The 11,849-nt window shown below is 69.5% G+C and carries 18 protein-coding genes; 6 read left to right on the forward strand and 12 right to left on the reverse strand.

Features of this window, described 5'->3' with window-relative positions; all coding sequences use genetic code 11:
- Positions 1-12: 12 nt before the first annotated feature.
- The 8 genes from C1707_RS00505 to C1707_RS00540 all read right to left on the reverse strand — a co-directional run bounded on the left by C1707_RS00505 (position 13) and on the right by C1707_RS00540 (position 5,880).
- Positions 13-630, reverse strand: a complete 618-nt coding sequence (locus tag C1707_RS00505) for a DJ-1/PfpI family protein (RefSeq protein ID WP_101712362.1) — start codon at positions 628-630, stop codon at positions 13-15.
- A 103-nt stretch (positions 631-733) separates the two neighbouring features.
- Positions 734-2,362 (reverse strand): family 43 glycosylhydrolase, encoded by a 1,629-nt coding sequence (locus C1707_RS00510; protein WP_101712361.1) that lies wholly within the window; start codon positions 2,360-2,362, stop codon positions 734-736.
- Between the two features lie 110 nt (positions 2,363-2,472).
- Positions 2,473-3,060 carry a DUF3885 domain-containing protein gene (locus C1707_RS00515; RefSeq protein ID WP_101712360.1) on the reverse strand — a complete coding sequence of 196 codons (588 nt, stop codon included), beginning with the start codon at positions 3,058-3,060 and terminating at the stop codon, positions 2,473-2,475.
- Between the two features lie 32 nt (positions 3,061-3,092).
- Positions 3,093-3,671: a nucleotidyltransferase family protein gene (locus C1707_RS00520; protein ID WP_101712359.1), complete on the reverse strand. Its 579-nt coding sequence runs from the start codon at positions 3,669-3,671 to the stop codon at positions 3,093-3,095.
- Positions 3,668-4,114 carry a hypothetical protein gene (locus C1707_RS00525; protein ID WP_101712358.1) on the reverse strand — a complete coding sequence of 149 codons (447 nt, stop codon included), beginning with the start codon at positions 4,112-4,114 and terminating at the stop codon, positions 3,668-3,670. Before C1707_RS00525 ends, C1707_RS00520 begins: the two co-directional genes overlap by 4 nt.
- Before the next feature lie 17 nt (positions 4,115-4,131).
- Positions 4,132-4,920, reverse strand: coding sequence for a bifunctional hydroxymethylpyrimidine kinase/phosphomethylpyrimidine kinase (thiD, locus tag C1707_RS00530; RefSeq protein WP_101712411.1), 789 nt, complete (start codon positions 4,918-4,920; stop codon positions 4,132-4,134).
- Between the two features lie 87 nt (positions 4,921-5,007).
- Positions 5,008-5,520, reverse strand: a complete 513-nt coding sequence (gene rcdA / locus C1707_RS00535) for a protease adaptor protein RcdA (protein ID WP_058350123.1) — start codon at positions 5,518-5,520, stop codon at positions 5,008-5,010.
- A gap of 153 nt (positions 5,521-5,673) precedes the next feature.
- Positions 5,674-5,880 carry a DUF1192 domain-containing protein gene (locus tag C1707_RS00540; protein ID WP_101712357.1) on the reverse strand — a complete coding sequence of 69 codons (207 nt, stop codon included), beginning with the start codon at positions 5,878-5,880 and terminating at the stop codon, positions 5,674-5,676.
- A 74-nt stretch (positions 5,881-5,954) separates the two neighbouring features.
- Between C1707_RS00540 and C1707_RS00545 the strand changes: the two genes are divergently transcribed.
- Both C1707_RS00545 and C1707_RS00550 read left to right on the forward strand, forming a co-directional pair.
- Positions 5,955-6,929: an NAD(P)H-quinone oxidoreductase gene (locus tag C1707_RS00545; protein WP_101712356.1), complete on the forward strand. Its 975-nt coding sequence runs from the start codon at positions 5,955-5,957 to the stop codon at positions 6,927-6,929.
- A gap of 347 nt (positions 6,930-7,276) precedes the next feature.
- Positions 7,277-7,990 (forward strand): DUF1013 domain-containing protein, encoded by a 714-nt coding sequence (locus C1707_RS00550; RefSeq protein ID WP_101712355.1) that lies wholly within the window; start codon positions 7,277-7,279, stop codon positions 7,988-7,990.
- 69 nt (positions 7,991-8,059) lie between these two features.
- Here C1707_RS00550 and C1707_RS00555 read toward each other — a convergent pair whose 3' ends face one another.
- The gene (locus C1707_RS00555; protein WP_058346543.1) at positions 8,060-8,233 is read right to left on the reverse strand and encodes a YdcH family protein; all 174 of its coding nucleotides are present in this window, start codon (positions 8,231-8,233) and stop codon (positions 8,060-8,062) included.
- A gap of 133 nt (positions 8,234-8,366) precedes the next feature.
- Between C1707_RS00555 and C1707_RS00560 the strand changes: the two genes are divergently transcribed.
- The 3 genes from C1707_RS00560 to C1707_RS00570 all read left to right on the forward strand — a co-directional run bounded on the left by C1707_RS00560 (position 8,367) and on the right by C1707_RS00570 (position 9,755).
- Complete coding sequence (locus C1707_RS00560) at positions 8,367-8,996, forward strand: UbiX family flavin prenyltransferase (protein ID WP_101712354.1); 630 nt, start codon at positions 8,367-8,369, stop codon at positions 8,994-8,996.
- Positions 8,997-9,001: 5 nt separating this feature from the next.
- Positions 9,002-9,451, forward strand: coding sequence for a TIGR02444 family protein (locus C1707_RS00565; protein ID WP_101712353.1), 450 nt, complete (start codon positions 9,002-9,004; stop codon positions 9,449-9,451).
- Between the two features lie 82 nt (positions 9,452-9,533).
- Entirely contained in the window at positions 9,534-9,755 is a 222-nt protein-coding gene (locus tag C1707_RS00570) for a YdcH family protein (protein WP_101712352.1), read from the forward strand.
- A 122-nt stretch (positions 9,756-9,877) separates the two neighbouring features.
- Here C1707_RS00570 and cdd read toward each other — a convergent pair whose 3' ends face one another.
- Positions 9,878-10,309 carry a cytidine deaminase gene (cdd, locus tag C1707_RS00580; protein ID WP_101712351.1) on the reverse strand — a complete coding sequence of 144 codons (432 nt, stop codon included), beginning with the start codon at positions 10,307-10,309 and terminating at the stop codon, positions 9,878-9,880.
- Positions 10,310-10,398: 89 nt separating this feature from the next.
- On the reverse strand, positions 10,399-10,671 hold the full coding sequence (locus tag C1707_RS00585; protein WP_101712410.1) for a BolA family protein: 273 nt from the start codon (positions 10,669-10,671) through the stop codon (positions 10,399-10,401).
- A 58-nt stretch (positions 10,672-10,729) separates the two neighbouring features.
- Between C1707_RS00585 and C1707_RS00590 the strand changes: the two genes are divergently transcribed.
- The gene (locus C1707_RS00590; protein ID WP_101712350.1) at positions 10,730-11,383 is read left to right on the forward strand and encodes a J domain-containing protein; all 654 of its coding nucleotides are present in this window, start codon (positions 10,730-10,732) and stop codon (positions 11,381-11,383) included.
- Positions 11,384-11,489: 106 nt separating this feature from the next.
- On the opposite strand, the gene C1707_RS00595 is transcribed toward C1707_RS00590, so the two are convergent.
- Complete coding sequence (locus C1707_RS00595; protein ID WP_101712349.1) at positions 11,490-11,795, reverse strand: hypothetical protein; 306 nt, start codon at positions 11,793-11,795, stop codon at positions 11,490-11,492.
- Positions 11,796-11,849: the final 54 nt, after the last annotated feature.

An 11,849-nucleotide genomic window follows, 5' to 3' on the forward strand; every position in this document is an offset into this window, starting at 1 on the left:
GGCTCCTCGAATTCAGGCCGCGGCGCTGGACGCCGGCAGGTAGGGGGTGATCGCGGCCAGGGCGCGGGCGACGAAGGTCGCCTTCTCCCCCACCGGCGCGACGTAGTGGATGGCCTCCTCGGCCGCGGTCAGGCCGGCCAGACGCGCGATGGTCCAGGCGGCCAGGTACTGCGAGGCCAGGCAGCCGCCGGCGGTGGCCACATTGCCGTGGGCCACGAACGGCGCGTCCAGCACCTTCACCCCGGCCTCGACGACCCAGGGCCTGGTGGTCAGGTCGGTGCAGGCCGGCAGGTCGCCGATCAGGCCAAGCCTGGCCAGCAGCAGGGTTCCCGAGCACTGGGCGCCGACCAGCTGGCGCGACGGGTCCAGGGCGATGCGCGACAGCAGGCCCGCGTCGGCGGCGATCTCGCGCGTCTTCGAGCCGCTGCCGATCAGCACGGCGTCGGCCTCGGCGGCGAATTCCAGGGGCTTCTGACGCAGGATGGTCACGCCGTTCAGCGAGGTCACTTCCGGCGTCGGCGACGTGATGCTGGCGCTCCAACCGTGCGCCTTCATGCGATTGAGGATCCCCGAGGCGATGAACGAGTCCAGCTCGTTGAAACCGTCGAACGTCAGGACCGCGATCCGCACCGGAGCCTCCTCTTCAGGGCGAGGCCACAGCGGTAGCGGGCAATGCTCCATGAAGCAAAAGGAGTATTGCCACAGTGACAATACTCCCGCCGAGCTTCGTTCCCTAGCTCTCGACTGCCTTCGGCAGGCCCGCGCGATAGACGAAGTCGCGCAGCCGCACCTGGCCGCTTCCGGCCGCGTAGATCCCAAGCTTCAGGCTGATGAAGCCGCCGAACACGTTGTGGTGCATGCCCGACACCTCCATCCGCGTGCCGTGGCGGGTCCAGCTCGCGCCGTCGTCGTAGGAGTACCAGTAGGTGACGACGTGCTCGTCGTTGCGGACCTTCAGGCGCAGGCGGCGTGTCTCGTGCCTGATCCGCGCCCAGGCCAGTTCCTCGGCGTATTGGAAGGTCTTCAGCGCCATGGGCGAGAAGCCCAGGCCCACGAAGGCCTTGTGATTGTAGAACAGCAGGATCCCCGCCTCGGCCTCGCCCGTCAGCTCCAGCGAGATCTCGGCTTCGTAGGATCGGTCGCCAACGATGCAGGTCAGGGGCGAGCTGTCGATGGGCGAGGTCCCCCGGCCCTTCAGCGTCAGGGCCTTGCCGCCGTAGGTCGCGCGGGAGGCCTCGTCGGGCCTGGGCTCGTGGAAGGCCCACTGCACGCCCATGCGGTCGGCCGAGAAGTCGTCCGACAGCGCCAGGCCCGAGGCGCCCGACTTGCCGCCGCGCGGCTTTCTGATGGGCTTGGAGAGATCGCCGCCCAGCGGCTTGAACCAGCCGTCGGCGGTCCATTCGATCGGCTCCAGCAGGGTCTGGCGGCCCAGCGTCCAGTAGCCGTTCTCATAGCCGTGATAGACCATCCACCAGTCGCCGGCGGGGCCTTCGACGAGGCTGGCGTGGCCGCGCGACCACCAGGGCTCGTCGACGCTTCTCGTGCGCACCAGCGGATTGTGCGGACAGTGCTCCCAGGGGCCATGCACCGAGCGCGAGCGGGCGGCGATGACCATGTGGCCGGTCACCGGCCCGGCCGTGCCGCCGACCGCGGTGATCAGGTAGAACCAGCCATTGCGGCGCAGCAGCTTGGGGCCTTCGGGCGCGAAGTTCTCGACGATCCAGTCGTCGGGATAGCGCCAGGGGTCGTAGGCCTTCTCCAGCTGGCCGTCGGTGGCCAGGCCGTCGTCGGTCAGGCGGATCTTGCGCACCCCGTTGACGAACAGATAGCGCTTGCCGTCCTCGCCGACGACGTGGCCGGGATCGATGCAGCCGCTGATCTTCAGGTCGACCGGATCGCTCCACGGCCCCTCGATGCTGTCGGCCCAGATGGCGAAGATCGACCAGCCCTGCCCCGTCGGGTCGGCCGGGATGTAGATGAAGTAGCGGCCCTCGTGCCTGACCAGGTCGACGGCCCAGATCGTGCCCAGAGGCTTGCGTAGCGCCGGACCCACGGGCGTCCAGTTCACCAGGTCCGTCGACTTCCAGATCACCAGGCCCGGATAGGCCAGGAACGACGAGAAGGTCATGTAGTAGACCTCGCCGTCCTTGAGGATCGTCGGGTCGGGATGGTCGCCCGCGATGATCGGGTTCAGGTACGTCCCGTCGCCGAGGTCAGCCTTGCGGCGGCCGTCGGCTTCCCTGCCCCAGGTCGGCGCGGCCTTGCCGGCCGGCTTGGCCTCGGCGGCTTGAGCGGCCAGGGCAGGCGCGGCGGCGGCCCCCGCCAGGAGGCCTTTGAACAGGGTGCGGCGCGGCAGGGCCATGGGGTCGCTCACGAAAATGATAGCGCTATCAATTTCCGTAGAGCGGTGCGCGGCGGACGTCCACCGCAGAAGAACCGAGCCGCGAAGTCGCTAGTCTTTCCGCAAGCCGCTCACAGGCCGGACGCGTGGGAGGAAAGCCATTGGCGATACTTCGCCTTCAGCGCGGCGACCTGCTCCGCCTCGGCCAGGAAGAGATCGACGCCGCCGTCGTAGGGCGCGAACACCGAGCCGGTCGCCTCCGACATCCAAAGCGTAAAGCCGGCCCGGTCTTCGGCGATGTCCGCCAGCAGTTCGTCAAAGACGCGGTCCGTCCATCGGGTCACTCCGGCATGAACGCGCCAGCTGGACGGGTCTTCGTCGTCCTCGTCTTCGTCGTCCACGTACGCGAAGGCCGGCTCGAGATTGAATTGCCGGGTGGCGGCGAACGGATCGTTCTGGTCCGCAACGTCGATCACCCCGTCGGGCGTGGTCCAGTGCGTCTGGACCAGCCAGCACGGATCCGACGCGAAGAGCTCGGCGGCGAGGGCGTTCTGGCGCCGCAGGATGATGCCGCGCTCCTCGTCGGTCTCCGCATAGCGCTTGGATTCCGGAAGCGAATGGAATCGGACCCAGTTGGCGGCCCCGCCCTGCCGCAGCCTGTAGCCGATCGGCCGATGGCCCTCGTGAAAGCGCGCCCACAGATCCTGGAACTGGTTCATGCGCAAAGCCTGGCGAAGTAGGTCACTCGAACTCACCCCTCGACGGTGATCTCCGGCCAGCGGGCCTTGGCCGAGCCGGTGGTGCGCGCCCAGCCGCCCGCGCCCTTCACCCGCAGCGGGTTGGGCCGTAGACGCATGGCGAACAGGTCGTCCAGCCCGAACGGCGCCCAGACGCGCAAGGTCTCGTCCGCCTCCAGCCGCACGCCCACGCAGAAGGCCGTGGCCACGAAGCGCTCCAGGGCCTCGGCGCTGGAGCGCAGGGCCGGATAGGGCTCGTCGGCGCCGAACTTCTTCTCGAACCAGAGATGTACCCGGGCCTGGTTGCGCACCTCGACCAGCTCGCGCAGCGGCGGCTCGAAGGCGGCGGCGACGCGCTGGATGACCACGTCCTCGGCCTCGTACGAGGTGTCGCTGTCGTCGTGATAGGCGACGTCGTAGTCCTTGATCCCGTAGTCCAGCGGCCGGCCGGTCAGGTGGTTGAAGACCGGCTGGTAGACCGCCCCGGAGAAGATCATCCAGTCGGGCAGGGAAAGGTCGCGCACGGTGCGCAGCACCTGCATGGTCGTCGGCGTGGCGCGGACGATCTCGATCAGGCGGGTCTCAAAGGTCATCGCGGGCTTTCCGGTGCGTTCATCAGGCGAGGCTCCGGCGCATGGCCGACGATGAGCCGGTCGGGGGTAGTGCAGAAGTCGTCCGGGGCGCCGTCGAGCGCACGGCGCTCGCCCATCGCGATCGACCTGACGCCGACGACCTCACAGTTCCTGAGACCCAGGACCACCGTCTCGTAGGAGGCCACCCAGCGCCCCCGACGCCAAAGTCCCCGCACCTTCGGGCAGTGGGCTTGGACGACGCTGGACCTCTTCAGCGACTGCCCCAGCGCCGTGAAGCTGATCGTGTCGAACTGCCAGGGCGGGGCCGGAGCGTGGACGCAGACGAGGTCGGCGTCGTCGCCGAACGCCTGGGCCAGCGGGATGTCGCCGGCGCGGTCGGCGACCGCCAGCGGCTCGACCCGGACGCAGCCGGCCAACCCCAGGCCGGCGACGACCATCGCCATCGCGACCCCGGCTCGTTTCATCCCCGCACAGGCCAGGCGTGGTCGAGCGGGCCGTGGCCCTTGCCCAGGCCCGGCGCGCGCAGCATGGCCTCGTGCACGTAGTTCCACGCCCGGGCGACCGCGTCGGTCAGCGGCAGGCCCTGCGACAGGCCCGCGGCGATCGCCGAGGCCAGGGTGCAGCCGGTGCCGTGGGTGTGACGGGTGTCGATCCGTTCGCCCTCGAAGCTGGTCTCGCCGTGCGGGGTGATCAGCAGGTCCACGACGCGCTCGCCCGCGACGTGGCCGCCCTTCATCAGCACTGCCTGGGCGCCCAGCGCCAGCAGGGCCTCGCCAGCGCGGCGCTGGTCGTCGAGGGTTTCGACCGCCAGGCCGGTCAGGGCGCTGGCCTCGGGGGCGTTGGGGGTCAGCAGGGCCGCGCGCGGGATCATCAGCGATTTCACCGCGTCGATCGCCCGGTCGGCCAGCAGGGGCGCGCCGCCCTTGGCGATCATCACCGGATCGACCACCGCCGGGACGCCCGGCGCGCTGGCCAGCACCCGGGCCACGGTCTCGACCACGCCCACGTCGCCCAGCATGCCGGTCTTGAAGGCGTCGGCGCCGATGTCGTCAAGCACGGCGCGGGCCTGGGCCTCGATCACCTCGAGCGGGATCGGATGCACGCCGGTGACGCCCAGGGTGTTCTGCACGGTGACGGCGGTGATCGCCGTGGCCGCGTAGGCGCCGAGCGCGGTGATGGTCTTGATGTCGGCCTGGATGCCCGCGCCGCCGCCGGAATCGGATCCGGCCAGGACGAGCACGCGGCCCAGAAATCGTGAATCGGAGGATGGCGCTTGGGTCACGCGCCTCTCCTACCCCGCTTTCGAGCGGAGTTGAACGGGGCCCCCTGTCGGACTTCAGGCCGCGCCGAAGGCGGCGGTCAGGCGATCGAACTGGGCCTGGACGGGGCGCGGAGCCTCGTCGACGGCGGCGGCCTCGACATACATGCGCTGGTCCAGGTGGCGGACGCGCTCGTACAGACGCTCGGAGCGCTGCAGCAGGCTGACCAGGCCGAAGGGCAGATCCTCGACGGCGGCCTGCTGCTCGCCGGCCTCCAGGGCCAGGCGGTAGTTCTCGGCGCAGGCGGCCTCGGGCGCCATCTCGCCTTCCTTCACCGCGCGCTGCACCAGCAGCCACGAGGCCACCTGCATCAGGCGGGTGGTCAGGCGCATGCTTTCGCTCGCATAAGCCAGGGCGGCGTTACGCGACAGGATCTTGCTGTCGTGGCGGCCGGCCCCGTCGAGATAGGCCGCGGTCTCCTCGACCAGCAGCATGCCCTCGTCGAAGGTGCGGTCGAACAATTCCGAGCGGGCGAAGTCCTGAATGACTCCCGCCCGCCAGGGGGCCGTGGACGCGTTCGGATCGGTCATGTCTACTCAATGCCCCTAAGGCCGCGAGGACGTCTCGCTTGTCGGGGAAGACTGCAACCCCCGTGCCAAGTCTTAACGTCCCGTTTCGCGACCGCCCGACTCGGTGCGACCGACCGGCGCACGTCAGCGTCCACTGCTAGCGTAAACCTTTCGTTAGTCTAGGCGACCAAACAGCGCATCGGCCGCCGCGCGTCCCGCTTTCTTCTTGCTGAGTTGGGCCTTGGTGCGGGCGATCTCGGCTTCCAGCGCCTCGATCCGCTCTTCCAGTTCGCGCACGCCGTAGATCTCGAGATCCTCGTGCGTGGCCGTGTTCAGCGCGTCGCCGCGGAACGCGCGCGGCTCGACCGGCTCTTCGATCATGGATGACCTCCCTTTCCGACCGACCATGAGACGCCTACCTAGGGCCCAACGCAAGCGCGACGGAGCCAGAGCCGATGCCGGAAACCATGACCGCGATCGAGATCGAGGGCGGCAAGGGGGCGGCCGACGCCCTGCGCCCCGTGCAGGTCGAACGCCCCCAGCCGGGCCCCGGCGAGATCCTGATCCGCGTGCGCGCGGCGGGCGTGAACCGCCCCGACCTGTTGCAGCGCCTGGGTTTCTACCCCCCGCCCCCCGGCGCGCCGGCCACGCTGGGCCTCGAGGTCGCCGGCGAGGTCGAGGTCGCCGCCGGCCGCTGGAAGGTCGGCGACAGGGTCTGCGCCCTGCTGGGCGGCGGCGGCTATGCCGACTACGCCGTGGTCGACGCCCGCCAGGCCCTGCCGATCCCCGAAGGCTTCGACTTCGTCCAGGCCGCGGCCCTGCCCGAGACCGTCTTCACGGTGTTCGCCAACGTGTTCGAACACGGCGCGCTGAAGCCTGGCGAGACCATTTTGATTCATGGTGGCACGTCCGGTATCGGGACAACGGCGATCGCCATGGCCAAGGCGGCCGGCGCCATCGTCATCGCCACGGGGCGCGGCGCCGACAAGAAGGCCAAGGCGCTCGAACTGGGCGCCGATCTGGCCGTCGACGCCAAGACCGAGGACTTCGCGCAGATCGCCAAGGACGTCGGCGGCGTCGACGTGGTGCTCGACATGGTCGGGGGCGCCTATTTCGAAAAGAACCTCGACGCCCTGAAGACCGGCGGCCGGATCGTCTACATCGCCGCCCTGGCCGGCGGCGTGCTGGAGGTGCCGGTGATGAAGGTGATGCAGAAGCGGGCCGTGATCACCGGCTCGACCCTGCGCCCCCGCCCCGCCGACGAGAAGGCCCGCCTGGCCGCCGAGGTCGAACGCGTCGTCTGGCCGTGGATCGCCGCTGGCAAGCTGGCGCCCATCGTCGACGCGACCTTCCCGCTGGCCGACGCGGCCAAGGCGCACGCGCACCTGGAGGCCGGCGAGCACGTGGGCAAGGTGGTGCTGGTGGCCTGAGGGCCGCGGCGGATGATGGAGGCGCAGACAGTTCTGCATCATGCAAGCCAACCTGTTCCTGCCTTCCTCGCCCTCGTGGCGAGGATCCATCGCTCAGCCTGCTCAGACCTATCGAGCCCGATCACGATCTGAGCAGCGGCCGGCATGGACCCTCGCCACGAGGGCGAGGGAAGCGGCGTTTTGTCGGGCAGGAGTTTGGCCAGGGGTGAAGACTGCCGAGCACAACGCGCGCGCCGAACAGGAGATGATCGATCCCCGTTCCCTTTCGCCGAGAACCGCATTATAGCTCGGTGTTGAACAACCCCGCCCGGCCGAAAGGTCGGGCGCCGTCATTTCTGGAGGACCGCATGTCCGACATCCTGATGCCCAAGGCGACCGCCGTCTGGCTCGTGGACAACACCTCGCTGAGCTTCGAGCAGATCGCCGACTTCTGCGGCCTGCACCCGCTGGAAGTTCGCGGCATCGCCGACGGCGAAGTGGCGCGCGACATCCGCGGCGCCGATCCCATCGGCAACGGCCAGCTGACCCGCGAAGAGCTGGACAAGGCCCAGGGCAACCCGAACTACCGCATGAAGGCCCAGGTCAGCCGTCACGCCGAGCTGCTGAAGCCGGCCAAGAAGGCCCCGCGCTACACCCCGGTGTCGCGCCGCCAGGACCGTCCGGACGCCATCGCCTGGTTCATCCGCCACCACCCGGAAGTGACCGACGCCCAGATCTCGAAGATCCTCGGCACCACCAAGGCCACCATCGAGCAGGTGCGCAACCGCACCCACTGGAACGCGGCCAACATCAAGCCGGTCGATCCGGTGACCCTGGGCCTGGTCGGCCAGCTGGAACTCGACGCCCTCGTCAAGAAGGCCGCCGAGAAGAAGGCCAAGGACGACGCCAAGAAGGGCATCGTCGCCGAAGACCCCACCCTGCGCCCGGCGACCGAAACCGCCTACCTCACCGAGGAAGAGCAGGAAGAGCGCGACATCCGCGCCTCGCGCGCCGAGCCGAAGGCCGAGGACGTGTTCGGCTCGTTCTCGGGCAATGTCGACGACGAGGACGACGAGGACTGATCCTCGTCCGCTCCGAACAGCAAAAAGGCCCATCCGACGCTCGGATGGGCCTTTTCCATGTTCTGAAGGCTAGTGGAGTCGGGCTCGAAGCCCCTCTATCTCCTCCTTGAGCCTGAGCTTCTGCCTCTTGAGCTCTCGGAGCCTGGTGGCGTCGCTACCCGGACGGTTGGTCTCCTCCTGGATCGTGCGGTCGAGGTTCTCGTGGCGGGACCCCAGCTCGCGGATACGGGATTCGATGGCCATCGGTGAGGCCTCCTTTTGGGCTGTTGACGCAAGGAGTGAACACCCGCTGGCCCGGACTGTCAGATCACATATGATTGCAACCAGCAGCGCTTGACGTGGCGCCGCTTAATCCCGTGACGGACGAAAATTCACCATGACGGACGCCGCCGCACCCGCTTCCAAGCCCCGCCTGGTCGTCGGAATCTCGGGCGCTTCGGGCGCGCTGTACGGCCTGCGGGCCCTGGCGGCCTGCCGCGACCTGGGCGTCGAGAGCCATCTGGTGATGAGCAAGTCGGCGGCCCTGACCCTGACGCAGGAAACCGGCCTTTCGGTCGGCGACGCGGCGGCCATGGCCGACGTGGTCCACCGCGTGGGCGACGTCGGGGCCTCGATCGCCTCGGGTTCGTTCCGCACCCTGGGCATGATCGTCGCCCCCTGCTCGGTGCGGACCATGAGCGAGATCGCCACCGGCGTGACCTCGTCGCTGCTGACCCGCGCCGCCGACGTGGTGCTGAAGGAGCGCCGCCCGCTGGTGCTGATGGTGCGCGAAAGCCCGCTGCACCTGGGCCACCTGCGCACCCTGACGCGCCTTTCCGAAATGGGCGCGGTGATCGCCCCGCCGGTGCCGGCGTTCTACGCCAGGCCCGCCTCGATCGAGGAAATGGTCGACCAGTCCGTCGGCCGCGCCTTGGACCTCTTCGGCCTGACCTGGGGGCCCGTGAAGCGCTGGGGCGAGGACCTGCCGCCCATCGGGCCGACCGTCAACCAAACGGACGAAAATTAACGGCTATGCGGTTCTGGGACTGGGCGCTTTCCGTCTATGCGCGACAGCCTGTCGCAGGCGCATGCCTGCACCTGCAGGACGACCACGACCAGAACGTGCCGTTCCTGCTGTGGGCCGCCTGGGCGGCGCTGGAAGGGCGGCCCGTCGACCTGCCGCGCGCCGCGGCCCTGGTCCGCGCCTGGGAGGCCGAGGTCGGCGCGCCCCTGCGCGAGGTCCGCCGGGCGCTGAAACCCGCCCGCGTCGACGTGGCCGACGCCGCCCGGCAGGCCTTGCGCGAGCAGGTCAAGGCCGCCGAGCTGGCCGGCGAGAAGGTGCTGATGGAAAGCCTGGAGGCGACCTGCGGCCCGGTCGACGCCACCCGCGACGTCTACGGCGCCCTGCTGGCCGCCGCCCACGCCACCGGCGACCCGCCGCGCGAGGCCGCGCTGGCGAGGCTCGCCGACGCGCTCGCCTGAAGAACCCCGACAGACCTTTACCGGCCGTCAGGCTTTGCTATCTATCACCGCCTTCGGACAGGGGCCCACGGGAGGAACGTCCATGAATGACGACGATCCTTCGGAAGACACCGTCATCGCGGTAGAGCGCCGCCTGGCGACGCTGCGCGAGGAGCACCAGGACCTGTCGGACGCCGTCGCGGCCCTGGAGGAACGCCCCCAGCCCGACATGCTGCAGATCGCCCGCCTCAAGCGCCGCAAGCTGGCCCTGAAGGACGAGATCGTGCGCCTGGAAGACCAGGTGACCCCGGACATCATCGCCTAGGGGCTGCGCACCCCCTCAGTCGCTACGCGACAGCTCCCCCAGAGGGGGAGCATCTGGGCGCCAAAGATCCTCCCCCTCTGGGGGAGGTGGCCCAGAGGGCCGGAGGGGGTCCCCCCAGCCCCCTACTCCAGATCCGCCGGCCCGAACGCTTCGGGCAGCAGACTCCAGAACGGCGTGCGCACGGTGGCGGCCCCGCCCTGCACCGACACGATCTCGCAGGTCCTGGCCGCGAACTCGCCGATGCGCTGGCGGCAGGCGCCGCAGGGCTGGACGACGGCGTCCGAGCCGGCGGCGATGTAGACGCGCGCGATCCTGCGCCCGCCGGCGGTGATCATCGCCCCGATCGCGGTCTGCTCGGCGCAGGTGCCCGACGGATAGGCCGCGTTCTCGACATTGACGCCGAAGTGCACGCCGCCCTGCTCGTCGACGACGGCGCTGGCGACGGTGAAGTTCGAATAGCGGGCGTAGGATCGCGCCAGATAGTCCGGCAGCCGCGCGGCGATGGCGGCTTCGTCGGAAGCTGAAACGTCGGAAGAAAGTCGTGCGGCGCTCATGCCATCCCTCGGATCCCGGCAGGATCGCGCCGGGAACCGAGGCAATCAGTCGCGGGGCGGTTATGCAAGCGCAAACCGCTCCTCCCGGTTCAGCTTTCGCCCGGCGCCAGGGCGACGATCGACAGAGCGTGCACGGGCCCGGCCATCTCCTCGCGCAGGGCCTGGAAGATCAGCCGCTGGCGGGCCACGCGCGGCTTGCCGGCAAAGGCCTGGGCCTCGATGGTCAGGTTGAAGTGGCTCTCGCCGCCTTCCCGGTGGCCGGCATGGCCGTTGTGGCGATCGCTGTCGTCCACCAGTTCCAGCCGGGTCGGCGAAAAGGCGGCGTTGAGCTTGGCTTCGATGGTGTCCGCGACGGCGCCCATGGCGATCTCCGACATGTCAATCCTTGAACGGAAATAGCCTGCGCTTACTCTAAGCGCCATGAGCCGCGCGTTCGAGTATCGCCCCAAATTCTTCGACATCCGGGTCCGCCCGCCCAAGCCGGGCGAGGAGGAGGGTCCGCGCGCCGACGACGTCTACAAGCTCAAGCCCGGCCAGAAGCGCTGCGACCATGCCGATTGCCTGCGCCCGGCCGACGCCAAGGCGCCCAAAAGCCGTGACCTGCCCGGCCAGTACTACGACTTCTGCCAGCAGCACGCGGCCGAGTACAACAAGAACTGGAACTTCTACGCCGGCATGAACGAGGGTCAGATTCGCGCCGAGCAGGAGCGCGAGAAGATGACCGGCGGCCGGCCGACCTGGAGCATGAAGGCCGACGCTGGCTCGCGCGAGGCCGCCGCCGCCGCCGCCCGCGACGCCCGCAACATGGCCGACCCCTTCGGCCTGTTCCGCGCCCAGCAGCGCCGCGCGGAATCGGCCGGCTCGGGCCGCGCGATCGGCAAGCTGGAACGCCAGGCCCTGGCCGACATGGACCTGGACGCCGACGCCGACGCCGCGGCCATCCGCACGCGCTACAAGGAACTGCTCAAGCGCTGCCACCCCGACATGAACGGCGGCGACCGCAGCGCCGAGCACAAGCTCCAGCGCGTGATCAAGGCCTACAAGACGCTGCAGAAGTCGGGCCTGGCGAAATAGCCGCCCACTTCGCCGCAACCGCCCGCAACGCAAGACGCCGCGACGACCGAAGGGCCGCCGCGGCGCCTTTCCGTATGGGCGCCCCGCGCAGGGACGCGTGACCTGCTCAGCGGATGCGGATGCGGATCGGCACGTCGATGAACGAGCCGGCGCGGCTCTTGCCGTCGGGGCCCAGCAGCTCGACCTGGATCTGCGAGGCCATCTGCAGGGCGGCGTCGCCGACGCCCAGGTCGCGGGGGCTTTCGGCCTGAACGCTGCAGTCGGCCAGACCGCCGTTGTTCTTCACCATGCAGCTGAGCAGGGCGACGGCTTCGCGCGGTTGCGCCACCTGGACCACGCGGGCCTGCGGCTCGGCCGGCAGGACCGGAGCGGCGGTGGTGACGGCGGCGGCGAGAACGAACGAAGCGATCACTGTATCATCCCTATGGTCTTGTCGGACGTCCGCCGAAGCGGCGTCCGCGTTTCA

This window comes from Caulobacter flavus (genome assembly GCF_003722335.1).
In the GTDB taxonomy this organism is placed as follows: domain Bacteria; phylum Pseudomonadota; class Alphaproteobacteria; order Caulobacterales; family Caulobacteraceae; genus Caulobacter; species Caulobacter flavus.

Excerpts from the sequence above, each read along its gene's own strand:
- C1707_RS00510 (WP_101712361.1), bottom strand. The coding sequence starts at position 2,362 with ATGGCCCTGCCGCGCCGCACCCTGTTCAAAGGCCTCCTGGCGGGGGCC.
- C1707_RS00515 (WP_101712360.1), bottom strand. The coding sequence starts at position 3,060 with ATGAACCAGTTCCAGGATCTGTGGGCGCGCTTTCACGAGGGCCATCGG.
- C1707_RS00520 (WP_101712359.1), bottom strand. The coding sequence starts at position 3,671 with ATGACCTTTGAGACCCGCCTGATCGAGATCGTCCGCGCCACGCCGACG.
- C1707_RS00525 (WP_101712358.1), bottom strand. The coding sequence starts at position 4,114 with ATGGCGATGGTCGTCGCCGGCCTGGGGTTGGCCGGCTGCGTCCGGGTC.
- rcdA (WP_058350123.1), bottom strand. The coding sequence starts at position 5,520 with ATGACCGATCCGAACGCGTCCACGGCCCCCTGGCGGGCGGGAGTCATT.
- C1707_RS00540 (WP_101712357.1), bottom strand. The coding sequence starts at position 5,880 with ATGATCGAAGAGCCGGTCGAGCCGCGCGCGTTCCGCGGCGACGCGCTG.
- C1707_RS00545 (WP_101712356.1), top strand. The coding sequence starts at position 5,955 with ATGCCGGAAACCATGACCGCGATCGAGATCGAGGGCGGCAAGGGGGCG.
- C1707_RS00550 (WP_101712355.1), top strand. The coding sequence starts at position 7,277 with ATGTCCGACATCCTGATGCCCAAGGCGACCGCCGTCTGGCTCGTGGAC.
- C1707_RS00555 (WP_058346543.1), bottom strand. The coding sequence starts at position 8,233 with ATGGCCATCGAATCCCGTATCCGCGAGCTGGGGTCCCGCCACGAGAAC.
- C1707_RS00560 (WP_101712354.1), top strand. The coding sequence starts at position 8,367 with ATGACGGACGCCGCCGCACCCGCTTCCAAGCCCCGCCTGGTCGTCGGA.
- C1707_RS00565 (WP_101712353.1), top strand. The coding sequence starts at position 9,002 with ATGCGGTTCTGGGACTGGGCGCTTTCCGTCTATGCGCGACAGCCTGTC.
- C1707_RS00570 (WP_101712352.1), top strand. The coding sequence starts at position 9,534 with ATGAATGACGACGATCCTTCGGAAGACACCGTCATCGCGGTAGAGCGC.
- cdd (WP_101712351.1), bottom strand. The coding sequence starts at position 10,309 with ATGAGCGCCGCACGACTTTCTTCCGACGTTTCAGCTTCCGACGAAGCC.
- C1707_RS00585 (WP_101712410.1), bottom strand. The coding sequence starts at position 10,671 with ATGGGCGCCGTCGCGGACACCATCGAAGCCAAGCTCAACGCCGCCTTT.
- C1707_RS00590 (WP_101712350.1), top strand. The coding sequence starts at position 10,730 with ATGAGCCGCGCGTTCGAGTATCGCCCCAAATTCTTCGACATCCGGGTC.